Source organism: Lacihabitans sp. CCS-44 (assembly GCF_024343735.1).
Taxonomy (GTDB): Bacteria; Bacteroidota; Bacteroidia; order Cytophagales; family Spirosomataceae; genus Leadbetterella.
Window position 1 is genome coordinate 151,244 of the sequence record NZ_RJUE01000001.1, and the last position, 20,628, is coordinate 171,871.

General features: G+C 37.2%; 10 protein-coding genes. All 10 read right to left on the reverse strand.

What is annotated here, in order from left to right:
- Positions 1-5: 5 nt before the first annotated feature.
- Positions 6-1,052: a cell wall metabolism sensor histidine kinase WalK gene (locus EGI26_RS00700; RefSeq protein WP_255075674.1), complete on the reverse strand. Its 1,047-nt coding sequence runs from the start codon at positions 1,050-1,052 to the stop codon at positions 6-8.
- Positions 1,053-1,109: 57 nt separating this feature from the next.
- Complete coding sequence (locus EGI26_RS00705) at positions 1,110-1,793, reverse strand: response regulator transcription factor (protein WP_255075675.1); 684 nt, start codon at positions 1,791-1,793, stop codon at positions 1,110-1,112.
- Between the two features lie 78 nt (positions 1,794-1,871).
- Positions 1,872-2,699 carry a hypothetical protein gene (locus EGI26_RS00710; RefSeq protein ID WP_255075676.1) on the reverse strand — a complete coding sequence of 276 codons (828 nt, stop codon included), beginning with the start codon at positions 2,697-2,699 and terminating at the stop codon, positions 1,872-1,874.
- The gene (locus tag EGI26_RS00715) at positions 2,696-4,252 is read right to left on the reverse strand and encodes a putative maltokinase (protein WP_255075677.1); all 1,557 of its coding nucleotides are present in this window, start codon (positions 4,250-4,252) and stop codon (positions 2,696-2,698) included. Before EGI26_RS00715 ends, EGI26_RS00710 begins: the two co-directional genes overlap by 4 nt.
- 58 nt (positions 4,253-4,310) lie before the next feature.
- On the reverse strand, positions 4,311-6,653 hold the full coding sequence (locus EGI26_RS00720; RefSeq protein ID WP_255075678.1) for a prolyl oligopeptidase family serine peptidase: 2,343 nt from the start codon (positions 6,651-6,653) through the stop codon (positions 4,311-4,313).
- A 24-nt stretch (positions 6,654-6,677) separates the two neighbouring features.
- Positions 6,678-8,150 (reverse strand): VCBS repeat-containing protein, encoded by a 1,473-nt coding sequence (locus EGI26_RS00725; RefSeq protein ID WP_255075679.1) that lies wholly within the window; start codon positions 8,148-8,150, stop codon positions 6,678-6,680.
- 2 nt (positions 8,151-8,152) lie between these two features.
- A complete protein-coding gene (locus EGI26_RS00730; RefSeq protein ID WP_255075680.1) occupies positions 8,153-11,641 on the reverse strand; it encodes a VCBS repeat-containing protein in 3,489 nt (1,162 codons plus the stop codon).
- 340 nt (positions 11,642-11,981) lie between these two features.
- Positions 11,982-15,269: a VCBS repeat-containing protein gene (locus tag EGI26_RS00735; RefSeq protein ID WP_255075681.1), complete on the reverse strand. Its 3,288-nt coding sequence runs from the start codon at positions 15,267-15,269 to the stop codon at positions 11,982-11,984.
- Between the two features lie 181 nt (positions 15,270-15,450).
- The gene (locus tag EGI26_RS00740; RefSeq protein ID WP_255075683.1) at positions 15,451-17,139 is read right to left on the reverse strand and encodes a RagB/SusD family nutrient uptake outer membrane protein; all 1,689 of its coding nucleotides are present in this window, start codon (positions 17,137-17,139) and stop codon (positions 15,451-15,453) included.
- 21 nt (positions 17,140-17,160) lie between these two features.
- Positions 17,161-20,370, reverse strand: coding sequence for a TonB-dependent receptor (locus EGI26_RS00745; protein ID WP_255075684.1), 3,210 nt, complete (start codon positions 20,368-20,370; stop codon positions 17,161-17,163).
- Positions 20,371-20,628 lie beyond the last annotated feature (258 nt).

Here is a 20,628-nt window from a genome sequence, read left to right on the forward strand (position 1 = left end):
GCAATTTACGCAATTTCCTTGGGTGGTTTGGCCAAATGAAAGGTAAATCTTGTGCCTTTGTCTATTTTGGAGGTCACGTTTATAGTAGAATCGTGTGCATTTAAGATATGTTTTACGATAGCCAAGCCCAAGCCCGTACCGCCCACTTCACGTGTTCTACTTTTATCGACTTTGTAAAAACGCTCAAAAATCCGAGGCAATTGTTCTTGCGGAATTCCGGGTCCGTTGTCCTCCACCACAATCTCTACTTTTTTATTTTCGGTGTTGAGTTCTACCAACACTTTGCCGTTGTCTCTGCCGTATTTTATGGCGTTGTCTATCAGATTTATCAATACTTGCGACAGGCGTTGTTTGTCCCCGTACACCCAGCATTCTCGGAGATCTTTGGGCTTGTAAACCAAGGTTGTGTTTCGCTTATTGGCCTTATTTTCAAGTTGTTCGAATATTTCTCTTATCAATTCTAAAATATCAAAAGCACCAAATATCATTTTTATGTCGCCTGTTTCTACCTGTGAAAGCACCACCAAATCTCTCACCAAAATATCCAACCCGTCGAGACTTTTGGCCGCTTTTTTTAAGAATCTTTCGGCTATTATGGGATCTTCCAATGCCCCATCGATAAGCGTATGCACAAATCCCTGAGCGGCAAAAATGGGTGTTTTGAGTTCATGAGAAACGTCTGCCAAAAATTCTCTTCTGAAAATCTCCATCCGTTTTAACTCGTCAATTTCTTCTTCTTTTTTGCTTACATAATTAGAGATTTCTCTGTTGAGTTTTTTGAGTGGATTTACACTTTTCAATAGTGTTTTTCTAGAAATATCAAAGTCTCTTATTTTGAGTTTTTGAATACTCGCATAAATCTGATTCACCTCCTTAAATACAAGCAAATCAATGATATAGAAAGTAAAAAAGAAGGTCGAGAAGAAACTGCCGATGGCCGCAATAAACAGCATGGCTAAATTTACCTCCGGCACAAAACTCAAGAAGCCAGTAGTGATACTAGAAACAAGTAGCGAAGTAAAAAGTGAAATCCATCTAGGCGATAAAAACATACGAAATCTTTAGCACAACGAAATTGAGGTTTAATAGGCTATAAAGCAAATATTCTCCTATTTATCTGTCTTAAACATATAGCCAACACCTTTGAGTGTACCTATGTATTGGTCACCAATTTTCTCTCTCACTTTACGAATATGCACATCGATAGTTCGTTCAACCACGAAAATATCAGAGCCCCAAATTTTCTGAAGCAAGCTCTCGCGTGACTGCACTTTGTTTGGTACAGTGGCCAAATAATGTAGAATTTCGAATTCCTTTTTAGGCAAAACCACCACAGAACCATCCTCTTTAGTTACAGAATACGTCTCTTTGTTGATGATTAATCCAGCAATGCTCAAAACTCCATCATCGGTGCTTTTTTGAGTTTCCTTCCTAAAAAAGGCATTTATTCTACTTAAAAGTGCTCGTGGTTTTATCGGTTTGGTAAGATAGTCGTCCGCTCCAACCTCAAATGCAGCAACTTCTGAGTATTCTTCGGCACGTGCGGTGAGGTATAGTAAGTGTATGTGTTTTAGTTTTTCAGTGTTTTTGATGATTTTACCTGCTTCAATGCCATCCATGATGGGCATCATGATATCCATCAAAATCAAATCTGGCATGAATTGCTTGGCTGCCTCTATTCCTTCGAGTCCATTTGTTGCAGATTTTACCTCATAACCTTCTTTTTCTAGATTATAAATCAATAGCTCAAGTATGTCTGCGTCGTCGTCAATGACAAGTACTTTTTTAGCCATATTTATTTTTTGTTAAATGAACGTTAAAATTCTGGTACAAAAGTAGGCTAACCGAAGCTGAGGTATGTTAAGCCAGTGTTAAATTTCTATAGAATATATTTTACGTTGTTCGTTGGTAAATACAATTTTGGAATTGTTTTCAAATACCACTGCTTCAGTCTGGTTTTTACCAATTTTCACACATTTCAGAGGCTTTCTAAAGTTTACTTCGCCATTCTCTATGCCATAAATCATTAATTTACCGTAAGTTATCAGGGCATATTTGGTACCATCTGGGCTTATGTCTGCACCAGTCACCTGGGCTTTAAAGTACACTTGATCTTTGGGCGATGCTGAATATTCACCCGGTTTGTCGGGCAAAACGTAGAGTTTTGTAAGCTTTTTGCCTTTGTTCCAGCTTTTGGTAAAAAGATAAAGAGAATCGTTTTTCCAGAAAAATGCCTCACAGTCAAAAACTTTATTGGAAGAATCGGCTGGAGTTTGATCGGCATATTTGAACTTAATCTGCTCGACACCGTAATACCCTCTTTTATAAATAGTTAAATCGTTCCTGCTGTTTGAGTTATTTCCAAAATCACCAATGTAAATATTGCCCTTGGTATCTTTTGCTAAATCTTCCCAATCTATATTTACCGTATTCGGCACATCCAGGGTATCGAACATCAAACCCTCGGCATTGACCATATACAGTTCCGGACTACCACCTGAGTCGTTATGTGTCCAATAATATCCATCTTGCCAAGCTTTGCTCAATCCCGAATTTTCACCAATACAAACTGGAAACTTCCCTGTTTTCTCTATTTTAGGTTTACTTTTTACAAAAAAAGCATTCTTTACCTCGAAGTTGCACGAGCAAGTAGCTGTTTTGAGGGCAAAGAGAAAAAGATATAGTTTGTATATAATCATCTTTTCAATTTTTCAATTTCTAAAATCACGTCTAAGATACCTTTTAAAGGAATTTTTACCCAACCCGGACGATAATTTAATTCATAACCCAACTCATACACGGCTTTTTCAAGCAAATGAAATTGAAGCAAATAGTTGATTTCGTTGTTGTTTTTCAAAAGTGGGTGAAGTGGCCCAAAATAACCTAGGTATTCTTCCAAATAAGTATCTCTCATGAGTTTATACCATCTGTCGGTAGCTCGTTGGAGTACTTTCTCGTCCAATTCCATCGTCTCTGGGCTATTGAACAACTTGGCCGAAACCGCATAGTGGTAGGAACGAATCATACCTGCCACATCTTTTAGTGGTGAATGCTTCACTTTTCTACTCGAAATAGTACTTTCTGGTTCTCCTTCAAAATCAATAATGACCAAATCTTCATCACAAACCAACACCTGTCCAAGGTGATAATCTCCATGAATTCTTGTTCGAAATGACTCAATTGGACGGGTAAGAATTTGATCCACAAAATCCAATATCAAGTCTTTGGCTTCCATAAACTTCCAAGCTAACACCTGAGAGGCTTCGTCGAGAGATAAATAATTATCTGTCAAAAGATTGTACCGATGTTCGAGCAAATCTTCTACTTTTTGGTGGATAAACCTTCGATACGGCCTATCAAAATTATCAGCTCTAAAGCCTTCGTCGCCATGTATACTAAAAAGGGCGTCGTGCATTTCCGCCGTTCTCACACCCAAAAGAGCCACTTTATCAAAAACATTCTCCTTTACTTGAAAATTGCCATCGACAAAAGCAAACATAAATTCGTTGAGATAATCGCCCGTTTTAGACCAGTTGTCTTTTTCGTTGGAAATAACCTCCACCAATAAACCAAAAGTGATGTCACTCTCCAGTTTTCTTTCTAAAGTAACACTTCCGCAAAACCTCGGAATATTCTTAAAATCAGAGTTTTGTGTAATAAACTGGACCATTTCCACTTCTGGATTGGTTTCACTGAAAAGTTTACGGTAAAGTTTAAAGAAGTATTTCTCCCCAAAAATAAAGGCCGTATTGCTAGAGTCTATGTCGGGAATTACACTTTCTGAGGCAGTTTTGTCTTCTAAGCCTTTTCCTTTCTCAAATTTAAGTAGATCATTGTCTATTTGCAAAGTGCCATTATTAGCCACCACATTGTGAAAAATAGCCTCTCTAAAAGCCGTATCAAAAACCGCTTCAACCAAATAGCCTTCTTTATCTTCTAAAGTTGCTGGGCTTATAATTGCCTTTTCTGGAAGTTCAATACTGCTTTTTTCGACAAAAGAAAGGGGAAACATATAAGTTTCGGCGTCTCCCTCAGGATATTTTACGGTAATGATGCTGAAGAAAAACTGCTTCTCTTCATCTGTCATTCTTACCACTTTGGTGATTTTCAGCCGCCAATTTTTTCGAGCTTTCCCCGCAAACCATCTGCATTTCACAAAGTAGTCGGGCAATAAATTGTCTTCTAAAACAGTGTGTACGTATTTGTCCTTTTCAAAACCTTCCCAGTCGAGTTGTAAAACAAATTTTGACATAATTTTCGGTCAAGTATTTTTCAACAAATTAACATTTGAATTGAAAATAAAAAAGGATTTATCTCAATTTCTCTTCGAAAAGTTTCAATATCCTTTTGTACTCGTCTGTCCAAGAACTCGGCTCTACAAACCCATGATCCTCAACAGGATACGAAGCAAGCTCCCATTTATCTTTTTTGAGTTCTATCAAACGCTGACTCAAACGCACAACATCCTGATAATGGACATTTACATCAACTACCCCATGACAAATCAAGAGGTTATTTTTAAGACCATTTGCAAAATAAATAGGCGAACTTTTGTGGTATGCAATGCTGTCGGTTTGAGGAGTATTCAGGATATTGGAAGTGTAACCATGATTATATGCCGCCCAGTCTGTTACTGGTCGAAGGGCTGCACCAGCCTTAAATACATCTGGTGCAGTAAATAGTCCCATAAGTGTAATAAAACCACCATAAGAGCCTCCATAGATTCCAATTTTCTTGGCATCCACTCCATAGTTTTTTACTAAATATTGAGCAGCGTCTACATGGTCAGATAAATCTTTTCCACCCATGTGTCTGTAAATGCCCGTTCTTACATCACGTCCATAACCTGCTGATGCTCTGTAGTCTATATCCAATACTGTATAACCTAAATCAGTCAAAAGGTTATGAAACATGTACTCTCTGAAATAACTACTCCACCATTTGTGGGCATTTTGCAAATATCCCGCTCCGTGGACAAATATTACTGCTGGTTTTGAACCTGCCTTTTTGCCCTTGACCGATGGTTCGTAAATTCTTCCGTAGATTTCTTGTCCATCAGCGGCTTTAAAAGTAATGATTTTAGGGTCTCTCCATGGATAAGCTTGAAAATCCGCTGTGAGTGAATTGGTGATTTTTTCGGCCACCGCTCCTACTTCATTTTTTTGTAAATACAGTTCCCAAGGTTTGTTTGAATAGGAATATCTGATGGCCAGTAGCTTCTCATCAGGCGAAATAGTAACCTCATGTGCCCCGGTCATTTCAGTAATTTTCGTAAGCTTTGTACCATCTACTGCCAAATGATAAAAATGCTGCTCTCCCGGATGAACCTGGTTGGTGGAAATGAAAAACTTGGTTTTATCCGAAGACAAAGCTACTTTTTGCACCTCAAATTTACCAGAAGTAAGAGCAGTTTTGGTTTTTGAAGTCAAATCATATCTATAAAGATGAGCATATCCGGTTTCTTCAGATTGAAAATAAATGGTGTTTTCATCCAAAAAACCTAAGGTACTTGCAAAATTAGAAATACCAGGTCCGCCAATCCAAGCTTCATCTCTTTGATGGTCGAGACTTTGGACTTTTCCGTTTGTCAGATCCACTTTTACAATCCAACGGTCTTTGTGATCGACAGTTCTGGCTTCGGCGATTAAATTGGTACCCATTGGTGACCAAACGAAGTTAGAAAACTGAATCGACCTTCCTTTTGCTTTTGTAGCACTGTCGATTTTGGGATAATCCTTAAAATATTCTGGAAATTTCTCCAAACTAGGCAAACCTTTTGAAGAAATCTTGAAAACGGTGTCGGCTAAAGCATTGAATAAATAAGATTCTAAGGTTATTTGTGGTGAGCCTACTTTGTTTCTTCCTGGAATGTCCTCTGTGTATCCTGAAGTATTTACATAATTGGGTACTACAGTATTTTTTTGTGTCTTAGGTGTTTCTATCACACTATAAACCAACACATTAAGACTTGAGCTTACTTGTAAACCTCCCAGTCTTTTGTCATCGAGATATATCTTTTTTAGTCCTTTTTTGGGTGGGTTGTTTTTCTTGGTCAGCGTCTCCTTATTTTTTCTTTCTTCCAGCACATCAAACAATTCCAGCTGATCTTTTTCTAACCAAATCTCCTCGTCGGTCTTTTTCTTTTCAGTTGCTTTTGAGCCAGCCTGGAAATCAGTCAGTTGTTTTACAAATCCATCATTAATGTTTTGGGTAAAATAGTTTTGTCCTTTTCTATAAACCACAGATTCGTCATCCAGAGAAAACTCTGCAGATGACTCTATATCAACAGTTTGTGTCAATTTTTTGATAAAGTTTGTATGTAAAAAATGAACGTACAAATCTCCTTCTTTGACAAAGATTTTCTTGGAGCGGTCATTAGAATATGCACCAGCCAGAGAAAGGTTTTCACGTTGTTTTGAAGAAAGTTTTTCTGTTTTTTGATTTTGCAAATTATAGGTATAAAGCGAATCACCTAAGTTTTTCTCTGGATTCCAGTTGAAATAAATGTTTTTGCTGTCTTCTGACCATGAAATATTCGAAGGTGAGGTTCCAATCCATTTAGGGTCTTGCATGATTTTGTCAACAGTGAGTTTCGACTGAGCAAATGCACCAAAAAAGCACAAGCTAAAAAGAGCCAATAGTTTGATTTTCATTTATTTATAGGGTTTATGATGAAATTATTTCTTTAAAAAATTTTCTAATATAATAACAGAACTGACTCCAGCTTTTTTTCGAAGATCTCGGTTAAAAGCACCTAAAACAATATCTTTATCGCCGTCATTGTCAAAATCTCCAGAGTCCATGGTCAGCCACTTATGGCTTGACACTTTCCTTTTTGAACTTACTTCAAAATTCAAATTTCCCGTGCCTGCGAAATACAAAAACGCCTCATTTCTCTTTGTATCTGGAAAAAACGAAATAACGGCCAAATCGAAGTCTTTGTCATTGTCAAAATCTTCGGCCATTACTTTCGATGCACCATTAATTGGGTAAAAGTATTTTTCCGAGAACCCAGCCTTTCCATTGTTAAGATAAATACGAACACCATGAAAAGGTTTCTCAACAATACTCAAATCGGCATTATCTCCATTTGTATAGACAAAATCTAAGTCGCCATCAAAGTCCAAATCTTTGGCTTCGAAATAGCTAGAGCCAAAATAAGGCGGAAAGCTGAGCAGTGGCTTCATATCGAATTCGCCATTTCCTGTGTTTTTGAATAAAACTATGGCTTCTCTGCCTTGGGTCATCAGAGCCAAAATATCCTTTTTACCATCTCCGTCAAAATCCACATGATAAACAACTCTAGCACCAGGTTCATTTATTAAAACATTCTCTTTGAACGTTTTACCATCATACCAAGCCAAATTCCCAGCGATGTTTCCAAAATTGGCTATAATGAAATCTTCATAATTATCGCCGTTTAAGTCGGCCAAAACCATATTTACGGGTCTATGCAATTTATCAATCAAAACCTTATTTCCTGCCATGAGCCTCCCTTCTGACAAATCCGATGGATTAAGAATTCCTACTTCCAAAGTAACTTTACCCAAATTCTTATGGTATTTTAAATCTACTACGGGGCTTTTGGTAAGTACTGAATCTGTTAGTTTTTTATTCATTACAAATACATACAAGCCGCTTTTTGCTGATGTTCCAACCGAAAGCTGTTTTTTTGTTGAATCAAACTGAGTTAATACAATCTCTTTAGCATCTATTTTTTGTTCTTTTAGTCCAAAGCCTAAAAGTTCTTTTGTTTTTAAAATCTGATTTTGATTTAAAGAATCTGGAGCATTATCACCATAATATTTCACAATTTTCTCCCAATCCTGCTTCGCCATAGCGGCATGGTCGGGATATATTCCAGTTTTGACAATAGCCATCATTTCGTCGTTGGAGTGACTCATGAGCTCTTGCATGTAATCGCCCATGCCCAACCTCAGAGCCATTTTGGGCAAAACTCCACGCAACCAGATAGCCTTGGGCAAAGACTTCGGTTCAGGAAAAAGGTGACAACTTCCACAATGAATTTTAGCAAGTTCTTCTCCTGTAAGATTCGACTCCTCCAGAACCGCCATTTCTGAAGAACTCTCTTTTTTACAAGAATATCCTATTACACAAACGAGCAATAAACCAATGGCAAAATACCTCATAATTAGTTTATCTTTAAACCTTTCGCTCCGTTTGGCAACACAACATATCTTGCCGACTGACCCAAATAACCAGAGCCATAATAAATTTCCTTTTTTGTTTTCTTACCGTTCAACTCATAGCTATATGATTTTGACTTTGAATTCAACACAGTTTCTTGCTTCTTGAGCGGCGTTTTGAACATTTTCAGAGAGCCTTTATTTTGTGAAGCTAAAAGACTGATTTCACCCCTAGCATTGGAAATAGTAACTAAGGATTTGGCATCGCCAGGAACATAAAAACCAGAATTACGAACAGTTTTGAAGCCACCATTACCAAGTCCTTTCAAATATATTCCGTTTGAAGCGTCGTAACGCCCAGCTGAGGTTTCATTACCAAAATTATTGCCAGCAACTAAGATGTCTTGTATCCCATCTGAATCAAAATCTTCCACCACTAAGCCATTCGCGGGGCTAAATTGCACTTCCACCGGCAAATCCACTACCTTGAACTTTCCTTGCCCCTGATTTAGTATAACCACAGATTTCATAAAATTCAGCTCCAAATCTTGGGCATCTTTCTTTTCGTCTTTTGTGAGTAAATTATCAATATTTGCTTTTGCGAAATCCTTGTAAGATACAAATCTCGACCGAGTAACATTTAATTGCTTGTTTACATCATCTTTACCATTATAAGGCACCAAAAACTTCTCTTTTTGTTCGTTTATGTAATACACAAAAGGTATGATATCGTAATTTCCATTGTTGTCAAAATCTTTTGCCAAAACTCTTGCCGGCTCTTTTTCATTTCCCTTAAACTGGGCATTGAGACCTATATTTCCCAGCACATAATCCATATCGCCGTCATTGTCAAAATCCCCGGCATTGGTAGAGGTCCAAAGACCTTTCATGTTTTCTAATCCTGTATCCTTCATTTCAGATAACTTGCCTTTGCTATTTTTGAAAAATCTCGGTGCAGACCATTCACCTGCCACTAAGAGGTCCATCCAACCGTCATTATCAAAGTCTGTCCACAGTACATCGCATATCAAACCCATGCTTTTAAGTTCTGGCAGAGCCACATTTGTAAACTTCGCATCTCCATTTTTAGAATCATTTCTGAAGAGGTAAGAATCTGCGAATTTGGGATATTGATCTGGCACATTTCTTCCAGCAATAAACAAATCCAGGTCGCCGTCGTTGTCATAATCAGAAGCCCTCACACACGAGGTACTTGTTGCAAATGCCGGAATTGCATTGATTTTCTCCAAGAAATTACCCTTTCCATCATTCACATAGAGTTTATCTTCGAAAACCTTTTCTCCAGGCATTCCCTCAGAGCCGCCGCGGCACAGATATAAGTCCAAATCTTTATCGCCATCGGCATCAAACAGCAATGAGCCCAAATCTTCCTCCAATTTATTCTCAAGGCCATATTGTTTCAAAAGTGTTTTTTTGGTGAAAGTTCCGTCTGTTTTTTGGAGAAAAAACATTCCACTAAATCCTACACCACCTCCAAGAAATACATCCTCTAGATTATCGCCATTAACATCTCCTACTGACATTCCTGGACCCAATTCTGAAAGTTTGAAAGGTATCAGATTCTGAATATTAAAATCGATGAAGTCAATTTCTTTATGTATGAAATCCAGCTTGGAGTTTTCAGTAATGTCTTCAAAAACGCCAGCACCCAAGTTTTCTGTGCGATAGGTTTTAATATTTGCATTCTTAATATTTACCTCCAAAACCCGGTCTACTTTGGGATTCAAGATAACTTGTGACATTCCATTGTACCATTGCACTTCCAGTTTTTTTACTTTTTTTGCCCCTAATCCAAAATGCACAAATGGCTCAACACTAGACAAATAACCTCTATATGGATTATTCTCATGTATAATTTTTTCTCCATTTTCGAACTCCAAAATAGCTACTGCACCTATTCCATTGATATTGTTTTTATCTCCTATGGTTTTTACTCTTAAAAAATGATTTTCTTTGGCTTTATCCAATTGAACTTGGTTGTTTTTAAAAACAAAAGCCGAATCATTGATATTATTTACCACATAATCCAAGTCCCCATCATTGTCTAAATCAGCATACACCGCACCATTTGAAAATGACGGAATATCCATTCCCCATTTTTCGGTAACATCTTCAAACTCTAGATTTCCTTTGTTTCTGTATGCGTAGTTATTGATTTTAACCTCAGGTATTTGTTTAAGAATCTCTGATCTTTCACTGTACCTTTCAACATCATTTCTAAAAGCAATAAAATCTCGGTCGGTAACGTCTTTCGGGAATCCATTGGTTATTATAATATCTCTAAGGCCGTCGTTGTCAAAATCGGCCAGTGAAGGCGTCCAGCTCCAATCAGTTTCGGCTATTCCCGAAAGCATACTTACCTCGCTAAACATGGCAGGCTTATTGTCGGACAACTTTCCATTGTTTATCTGAAGGGTATTTCGCATGTACTGATAAGTATAGCCAAATTCTTCGCTGAATTTAAACATCTGGTAGTTGTTTGCTGGTGCTAATACTTTTTTTCTTAAGTTATTTTTGGCCAACATGTCTACAGCAAAAATGTCAAGTAAACCATCGTTATTTATATCAGCCACGTCATTTCCCATGGCAGAGTTACTGGTATGTTTAAAGTATTGATTAGCTTGGTCTGTAAAAGTGCCGTTTTGGTTATTTATATACAGTAAATCATCAGCAGCATAATCGTTGGTTACATAAATGTCTTTCCAGCCATCTTTGTTAATGTCACAAATATTAAGTCCTAGTCCATAACCTTCTATTACAATTCCAGCCTCTTTCGAAACATTGGTATAATAGGCATGTCCGAGCTTCTCGTTATAATCGCATCTGTATAATTTATCTGTATTCGGATAAGAGCCATCTGTCACTTTTTTACGAAATACATTGGGATATTGGTCAATAATATTAGTAAGAACATATAGGTCCAAATCACCGTCATTGTCATAATCAAAAAAAGCCGCGTTCTCTGAATGTCCCGAATCATTAACTCCATATTCAGTGGCCATTTCTTTAAATTTAGGTTTGCCATCCTTAAGGCCTTGATTTACGAAGAGTAAATTCTCTCTATCTTTTTCAGCTTTTTTCACCGTTGCGGCCACATAAACATCCAGCAATCCATCACTATTGATGTCAACAGTTACCACTCCGGCACACCATTTGCCATTTCCTCCAATTTCAGAATAATCAGAAACATCATCAAATTTAAAATCCCCCTTATTGATATAAAGCTTGTTTGAAACCTGGTTTCCACTAAAAAAAACATCTTGAAGACCGTCATTGTTAAAATCCCCTATCCCGACTCCCGAGCCGTTATACACATATTCAAAATCAAGAATATTCATTGAATCACTTTCTGTAATTCTATTGGCAAACGTTATTCCAGAATCCTCAGCCTCTATTCGCTCAAAAAGTTTTTTCTCTTTGCAAGAAAACAAAAATAGAAATGCCACAAAAAAAGTAAATTTCAGAAAATTCATATATTACAGCTACGGTTAAAACTTGAACCTTTATGTAGGTTCTGAAATAATGGTTTAAACTTTATAAAATAAAAATACATAATTTAAGAAGCAGAAACTTCTAAATAAGTACTGTTTTTTGATTAATACTTTTTGTGTTAATAAGTATCACAAAATCTTGATTTAAAAATCCAAAAAAAAATCGCTTTTATTCTGTTTAATTGGAGGAAAATCCAAAAAAATCAGAGACACAAACTCCACATCATAATCTCTTTATAAGCAGGTTCTTACTGTTAAATTACCCAGATAAAAACACAATTTAACCTGAACCAAAAGGAATCTTAAAAAAATACAAAAAAATCTATTTCTTTGATTGAAAAACTAACATCCCCGCATTATTTCTTGCTATAAATAAATGATTATTAATAATTTTTGAATCACGAACTTCTCCCTGAGTGACCAATCCCGACAGGTATGGCGGAATATATTTATATTTATTGGCACCCAAGGCTTTAAAATAGCCTCCCTGAAGGCCGTCGTGACGACCAACCTCAGGTTTTAATTGGTAGAAATTACCCCCCGCATAAAAGTCTTTTTTACCATCACCGTCAAAATCATGCACTGTGAACGAAAAAATGGGTGACAACTGAGCTTCGGTAGGCAAGGCGTACAAATTAAGATTACCCTTATCGTTCATAAGCACAGAAGAGCTAAAATTATCAACCTGAAATCTATTGGCTTTTTTCAACTTTTCACTATCAAACAAGTCTTCCACAGTCATTTTTGCAAAATCTTGGTATTTCAAGGCTTTCTTTTTCAAAGATGGCAGTTGGGAAGTCAAATCTGCTTTGCTTGCGAATGGATAAGGTTTATCATCCTCCTGGGTAAACCAATCTAGAATTATATCAGGACGTCCGTTGTCATCAAAATCATTAATATACATACCCAAGGGTTTTTCATGACTTGCTTTAAACTTCATATTTAGTCCATAATTGCCTAATAAAAAATCGGTATCACCGTCACCATCAATGTCGTTTGCCTCTATACAGTTCCACCAACCGGTACTGAGTGGTATACTTAGGGGAGCGTCAAAAAAACCATTTTGATTTACAAATACTTTGACCGGCATCCACCCTCCTACCACTATCAAATCAGGCCATTTGTCACTGTTAACATCAGTCCAAACAGCATCCGAAATCATCCCAATAGGGCCTGTATTGTTATTTGTGATATCTTCCCAAACACCTTTACCATTATTTTTCAGCATATAGCTTCGTGGAATCAGTCCGTAGCCACCGGGCACTGCTTGGCCGCCTACAAAGAGGTCGACATCTCCATCTAAGTCAAAGTCAGCTGGAGTTATGCAACCAATCTGTCCTTTTACATTAAATGGCCCAGTTTTATATGTAAAACTACCCTTACCGCTGTTTTCATAATATTCGGCATTAAAATTCTCAGCACCTTTTTTAAACTCATTTCCACCCATTCCTATCAAAATATCTAGGTCGCCATCGCCATCACCATCAAAAAAAGCCCCAGCAGTAGACTCCTTTCCAATCCTTTCTACAAACGCCTTCTGCGGGCTTTCCTTAAAAGATGAACCGGAATTTATTAACAACTTATTGGCCGTACCATGCGAAGCCAACAAAAGAAAGTCCTCTAGACCGTCTTGATTAACATCTCCAGTTACAATTTTGGGACTTAAAGTAGACATTGCATGGGGCATGAGTCTATCCATATCGAAGTCCACGTAATTGTTCTCCTTATGACCCGCAGATAATGGAATTTCGCCTTGTGAGGCCATAAATATATCTTTATCTCCGGAAACCTGTTTATCGATATTCAAGATTTGGGTGGCCTCGCTATATTTCAGGTTCAGAGTTTGATCAGCTTTTAAATTTTTCAATACTTGATATTTCAAATCTGGCCATACTATTTTTATAGAATCTATTTTTGGGTCTGACCCTAATCCAAAAGTCATTTGAGGTGCGACAGAACTTTGAAACCCCCTAGCTGTGAAGTTATAGAGTAACTGAGTTGAGCCCTTTTGGTACACCCAAACTCCAGCCCCAATCCCGAACTTATTTCTTGCAGAGCCTTCAATGTTTAATTTGAGATAGTGGCTTTTTTTATCATCGGCTGCATTGTTTTTATAAACAAACGCCTCCATATTTACATTATTCACAACTAGGTCAAGGTCGCCGTCGTTGTCAAGATCGCCATAAGCAGATCCGTTACTAAAACTTTCTTGGTCTAGATTTAAGTCAGATGCCTTATTCTCAAAGATTGGCACAAATCCATCGTTTGAGTTAATAAAGGCATAGTTTCGCCGTTTATTGGGCGGAAGAAATTTTACAAAATCACGAAAGTCATATTTACCTTTATCCTCTACAACTCGTTTTACCTGATCTTTGTCTGAAATAAAATCAGCAAAATCTGAGTCGGTAATGTCATTAAAAACGCCATTACTGACAAATATATCCTTTTTGCCATCCATATTCATATCAAAAGCCAAGGCTCCCCATGACCAATCCGTGGCAGCGACATTCGAAATATACCCAGTCTCTATAAATTTACCATCTCCTTGATTAATTTGCAGGCAATTTTGTGTATACTGATAATGATAGCCATTACGTAACTTAAGGTCATTTAAATAATAATCGTCAAATTTCGTGGCAGCCTTAAGTCTATGGTTATCAGGTGGGAGCATATCTGTGCTAAAAATATCTAGCAAACCATCATTGTTGATATCCGCCATGTCAGACCCCATACTAGCCAACGAAGTGTAACTCATTGATGAGGTAAGTGATTCTTTGAATGTCCCGTTCTTTTGATTTATATACAGATAATCCCTTTCGTAAAAGTCATTTGAAATATAAATATCTGGATAATGGTCATTGTTAATATCACCAACAGAAACACCGAGACCAAAGCCAACATCAGAAGAAAATATGCCTGACTTTTTGGTTATATCTACAAACTTCCCTTCTATGTTTTCATACAATCTATCTCCACCTGAAGAAGTTGGATCATATTCTTCTCTCTTAGTAATTGTAATTCTTTCTGGATTTTTATAGCTATTATTGAGCACAAAACAATCTAAGTCACCGTCAAGGTCATAATCAAAAAAAGATGCGTGAGTAGATAATCCATTGTCGTTCAAGCCAAATTCTTTAGCCTTTTCAGTAAATGTATTATTCTTATTATTTATAAAAAGTTCATTCTCCTTATTCTCATTTTTGCCATCGCCTGAGTAGCACACATACAAGTCCAAATAACCATCAGCATTAACATCGGCCATAGTCACACCCGTACACCACGATTGTTTCCCCTTAACGCCTGCTTTTAGAGAAATATCCTCAAATTTCAAATTACCTTTATTGAGATAAAGCCTATTATCACCCATATTTGAGGTAAAATATACGTCAATTAACCCATCATTGTTAATATCTCCAACAGCCACTCCACCTCCATTATAATAGTTACGATAGGTAAGAATATTAAAACCTTCCCTATCCTCTACTTCATTTCTGAAATCAATTCCCGAATCTACTGATTCTAATAATGTAAAAGCAGCAAAACCCCTTTCTTTATTCTTTTGGCAGCCCAACAAGCCAAAAAACAACAAAAGGTATGTTATATTTTTCATATTTCTTTTTAACCAGATAAATACAAAGTTAATTAAGTTATTTATAAAAAAATACACTTTTCATCACCGCAAAGACTCTATATAGGTAATTTTATCCAAAACGATGCAAAAAAAAATGAGGTAGGAATTAACCTACCTCATTTTGTATTACGACATTAAAATACCTTTAACTAAAATATGATTAGTATCCAGCGTTTTGTTTCAATTTACCTGCCGATTTAGCAATTTCAGTACTTGGTATTGGCCAAGCATAGTGCTTAGCTGTAACCGGCTGAGCCACTGATAGAGCGGTTACCAATTTTGACTCACGACCAAGATATTCAGTCATGTGAGCCTCATAATTACCCCATCTCTGCAAGTCAAATACACGATGTCCTTCCAATGCAAGTTCAAGTCTTCTTTCTGTTCTTACAGCCTGACGAGCTACAGCTTTGTCAGTCCATGCTGATCCATAAGTAGAAACCGCATATTTACCCCAAGTGATTTCAGATGCATCAATAGGTACTTTTAGAGAAGCAACACCTTGAGTACAGTTACCTGCTCTTTTACGGATAAGGTTAACATACTCTCTTGCTTTCTCCAAAGATCCAGCTTCTACTTCACACTCAGCTGCCATCAATAAAACATCAGAATAACGCAATAATGGGAAGTTCAAAGCAGAAAGCTGAGTTCCTGTCCATCCACCAGCAAGAATAGGATTAGCTTTTAGTTGTACTGTTTTCTTAGGTGAATACCATCCTTGGTATCCTTGACCACGAATCCAGCTGTCCTTGTGAAGACCCCAATCTAAGAAAGGAACACCTGTACGTCCAGCTGTATATTCAACACGTGGATCCATTACGTCTGCTGCACCAGCAGGTATTCTTTTTACAGGAACACCTACTGTAGATATAGGAAGACCAGCAGCATCAACTTTAAATGCCATTACTAGGTCGTTGGTAGGCTGCTTAAATCCGCAGCAGCTGCTAAAGCTATCTCCGTGAGGTAAGCCAAGACGATCGTGGTTATTTGCGTTAGCACCACCAGCATCACCGTCATTTACTGAAGACTGAATAGAGAACAAGTTTTCAGCATTGTTTTCAGTTGCTAAGTTAAAGTTATCATATATACAGTCAGACAATTTGTATTTACCACTTGCTATTACTGTATTAAAAGCAGCCAAAGCACCTGCGTAATCTTTGTTATACAATTTTACTTTACCCAAATAAGCAGTAGCTACATTTTTATCTACTCTACCTACTGAAGTTTTACTAGCTGGTAATAAAGTAATCGCCTTTTCCAAATCTGCTATGATTAATGGAATCATTTCTTTATCGTTAGGCTTATTAAAATCAGTATCAGTTTCAGTGATGTAAGGTGCTTTTTTAAATACTTTATATAATTCAAAATGCTCCCATGCTCTTAAAAAGGTCGCCTCACCTTCTACAGCACTAACATAAGCTGTTTCAGATCCATTTGCTTTTAAGAATGCTTTAGCTGTAACTATTGCCGAGTTCGCACGAGCAATTCCCTCGTAGCATGATCTCCATTTGTTATCGAACGAACCTTCAGCCGGATTCCATTGGAAAAGCTCTACTGCCAACCAACCGTCTCCATCACCTGATTCAGAGCCTTTGTGAAAATCATCAGCAGCTAGGTTATACACCCAGTTACTAGGAGCAGCACCCCAAGCGTTTCCACCTGCACCTATCCAACCGCCAAGGCTTTTGTAAGCCGCAATAAGAGTTGCGTCTACACCAGCTTTGCTAGATTCTAAAAGCGTGTTAGACAAGGCAGCTTGTGGAGGAGTATCCAAAAAGCTATCCTTACACGAATAAAAGCCTACCGTAAGTAGTATGGCCAGTATCGATATTTTGATTATTGTTTTCATAATATGAATAATATTTTATTATTAAAATTCTAAATTTATACCCAAATTAAATACTTTATTTGCTGGGTAGTTACCATTGTCAATACCCATTGCACCATCGTTTACAGCACCACCAGCACCAATGTTGGCGTTAGATATAGCAGGATCTGTACCAAAATATTTAGTAAGTGTTAAAAGGTTTTGGCCTTGTACATATACTCTAGCTCTTGATACACCTATTTTGCTTATGATAGACTTAGGCAAAGTATATCCAAGCTGTAAGTTTGTCATACGTAGGTACGAACCGTCTTGAATATAAAAAGTAGAAGCATTTGGTGAAGAACGGTCGTTCTGATTAATTTTTGGATATGCTTTACCATCAACTATTTTACCTTGATTTTCAAGAATGTTGTTCAATACGTTGGCATTGAAGTTCATGAAATAAGACTGAATCCAATAGCCCGTAAATATTTCGTTACCGTAGCTTCCAAACCAGAATGAGTTCAGGTCAAAGTTTTTGTAATTTGCACCAATGTTGAAACCACCTGTCAATTTCGGATGTGGGTTACCATTAATAGTAACATCACTACCATTTACAACACCGTCACCATTTACGTCTCTATATTTTAGACCTCCAATAGCTGCAGCACCAGTACCTGTATGAGCTTTTAATTCAGCTTCTGTAGTAATTAAACCATCAACAATGTAACCGTTGAATGAAGAAATAGGATATCCTACTTTACTGATTACAGAAATACCTGAGTTAGGAATACGACTGTTCAAACCAGTACCGTCTGTAAAGAAAAAGTCAGCTGTTCCAGAAACTTTCTGAACTTCATTTCTATAATGACTTAGGTTCAAACCAAAGTTAAGGTTAAGGTCATTGCTAACTTTTTTACGATAGTTAGCCGATAAGTCCCATCCTGTATTTAGCATAGCTCCTACGTTTACAAATGGCGGAGCAGCAGCACCGGCAGTTCCTACCAAAGCAGGGTTGTAAAGTAGATTTTCAGTATTTCTAGAATAAACATCTAGAACCAAAGTCAAAGAGTTGTTCAACAAAGCTGCATCAAAACCTATGTTTTTGCTTTTAGAGGTTTCCCATTTAGTATTAGGGTTACCACGAGAAGTCAGTGCATATCCTGTAGCAGCACTACCGTTAGTACCATTTATGTCATAAAAAGTATTACCCACAGCACCACCATAAATATCTGAGAAGTTATAGTTTCTAATCTCTTGGTTACCTAGCTCACCATACGATGCTCTAATTTTCAAATCAGACAACCATGAAATATCCTGCATAAAGCTCTCCTGAGACAATCTCCAACCTACCGAAACCGCAGGGAAGATACCGTATCTGTTGGCTGTAGTAAACTTAGAAGAACCATCACGACGAATAGTACCTGAAATCAAGTATTTATCGTTAAATGCGTAGTCAACTTTACCAAAATAAGAAGCAAGCTTTGAAGCGTTACCAGAAGAATTGACGTTTCTTGAAGCTGGATCACCCAAAGCGGTGTTCAAATACCATGCGTTAACATCTGTAGTGAAATAACCAGCCAATTGTCCAAACATATCTCTATATTTATTAGCAATAGCTTCTTGTCCAACTAAAGCACCAATGGCATGCTTTCCAATATTTTTGTTGTACTGTAAAGTATTGGTAAAGTTCCAAGTTGTTCCTTGAGTCCAAGTTTCGTTAAAAATCCTAGCACCAGCAGTTCTTGGTCCCTCAGCACGGTATGGCTGCTCGTAGGTAAAAGTACGTCTCCATGAGCTACCCATGTCTACTCCAAAATTAGTTCTTGCTTTTAGGCCATCAATAATATCAAACTCTAAATACATGTTACCCAAAAGTCTTCTATTGGTGTTTGTATTGTTGCTATTATCAATCAAAACCTGAGTAGGGTTTGTAAAGTTACCAGTTATAGCCGCTTGGTGACTACCAGGACCGCCATTAATGTTGGTTAAAGGAACAACAGGAGTAGCTTTTATTACTTCTCCAATTACACCAAACTCGTTGTTGTTACCACCTCTTGTAGATACTCCAACTCCCCAGTTATTAGCAAACATTAAGTTTTCGCCAATACGTAGTTTCTTACCTATTTTATAGCTAGAGTTTGCACGAATAGTTCCTCTGTTAAAATCAGTTTGTTTTAATATACCTTCTTGGTTTAAATAAGAAGCCGAGATATTAAAAGATGCTGATTCTGTACCACCAGATAGGTTTAAACTATGATCGTGGATTTGGGCAGTTCTAGTTATTGCCTCCCACCAGTTAGTACCTACTGTGTTTGTCTCAGAAATCATATTATTGATAGGATCAAATACACCTGGGCTTATGGCTCCATGAATATTTACCGCATCATGCACATATTTTGGAAATGAACCATCCGTAGCAAACCATGTAGGCACAGCTCCAGCAAACTTAAGTCTAGTAGCATCTGCATAATATTCAGACGACTGATTTAATACTTGATCATATCCTTTTACTGGATTAGCAACACCAAAAGATCCATTGTAAGAAACTTTCGTCTTACCAGCTTTTCCTTGCTTAGTAGTGATAACGATTACACCATTAGAAGCACGTGAACCATAAATTGAAGCTGTTGAAGCGTCTTTCAATACTTGCAACGACTCAATGTCTTCAGGGTTTATGGTATTTTGGAATTTATCCAAAACTGGAACTCCATCTATAACATATAATGGATCATTTGAAGTAAATGACGATATACCACGAATACGAATATTTGTAGCATCACCAGGTGATCCAGAAGTTGAAATGTTCACACCCGCTGCTCTACCTCCAAGGTTTTGCAAAAACGAACTTGATTTTACTGTTTTAAGTTCGTCCGTGTTGATAACAGTTACTGCACCAGTGATGTCTTTCTTACGAATAGACTGATATCCTGTTACAACTAACTCTTCTAAGTTTGCAGCGTCTTCTGTTAAAGAAACATCTACTACACTTTGACTACCAACAACAACTTCGGTCGACTTGTATCCAACAAAGCTGAATACCAAAACATCGCCTGCCCCATTAACATCGATTGAATACTTTCCGTTACCGTCTGTGGCAACTCCCTTGGTGCTACCTTTAATGGTTACAGAAGCACCTGGAATGCCAGAGTCGTCACCAGAATCGGTAACTCTACCGCTTACTTTTCTCCCTTGTGCAAATGCGAATTGCGACGTAAGAGCCACACCTAACATGAGCATCAGGAAAGACCTCAAATAAAGTTTTACTTTCATAGAACTTGATGGTTAAAAATGATTAAATAGATTAATTAATTCAAACAAAATGTTTGAATAGTGCAATATTAGGCATAAAATATGAAATGTCAATAATACAAATAAAAAAAATTGCACTTAATCATGAAAAAAATATCCTTTGGTCGATTAAAACTCAATTTTTTAGCGAAAAAATGTTAATTATCTATTCTATATTCGAAATATTTTATAGAAAAAATTGATGATTTTATACTTTTTAGAGGGCAAATAAATAAAAAA

Coding starts and splice junctions, on each gene's coding strand:
- EGI26_RS00735 (WP_255075681.1), bottom strand. CDS start 15,269: ATGAAAAATATAACATACCTTTTGTTGTTTTTTGGCTTGTTGGGCTGC.
- EGI26_RS00720 (WP_255075678.1), bottom strand. CDS start 6,653: ATGAAAATCAAACTATTGGCTCTTTTTAGCTTGTGCTTTTTTGGTGCA.
- EGI26_RS00745 (WP_255075684.1), bottom strand. CDS start 20,370: ATGAAAGTAAAACTTTATTTGAGGTCTTTCCTGATGCTCATGTTAGGT.
- EGI26_RS00740 (WP_255075683.1), bottom strand. CDS start 17,139: ATGAAAACAATAATCAAAATATCGATACTGGCCATACTACTTACGGTA.
- EGI26_RS00715 (WP_255075677.1), bottom strand. CDS start 4,252: ATGTCAAAATTTGTTTTACAACTCGACTGGGAAGGTTTTGAAAAGGAC.
- EGI26_RS00730 (WP_255075680.1), bottom strand. CDS start 11,641: ATGAATTTTCTGAAATTTACTTTTTTTGTGGCATTTCTATTTTTGTTT.
- EGI26_RS00700 (WP_255075674.1), bottom strand. CDS start 1,052: ATGTTTTTATCGCCTAGATGGATTTCACTTTTTACTTCGCTACTTGTT.
- EGI26_RS00725 (WP_255075679.1), bottom strand. CDS start 8,150: ATGAGGTATTTTGCCATTGGTTTATTGCTCGTTTGTGTAATAGGATAT.
- EGI26_RS00705 (WP_255075675.1), bottom strand. CDS start 1,793: ATGGCTAAAAAAGTACTTGTCATTGACGACGACGCAGACATACTTGAG.
- EGI26_RS00710 (WP_255075676.1), bottom strand. CDS start 2,699: ATGATTATATACAAACTATATCTTTTTCTCTTTGCCCTCAAAACAGCT.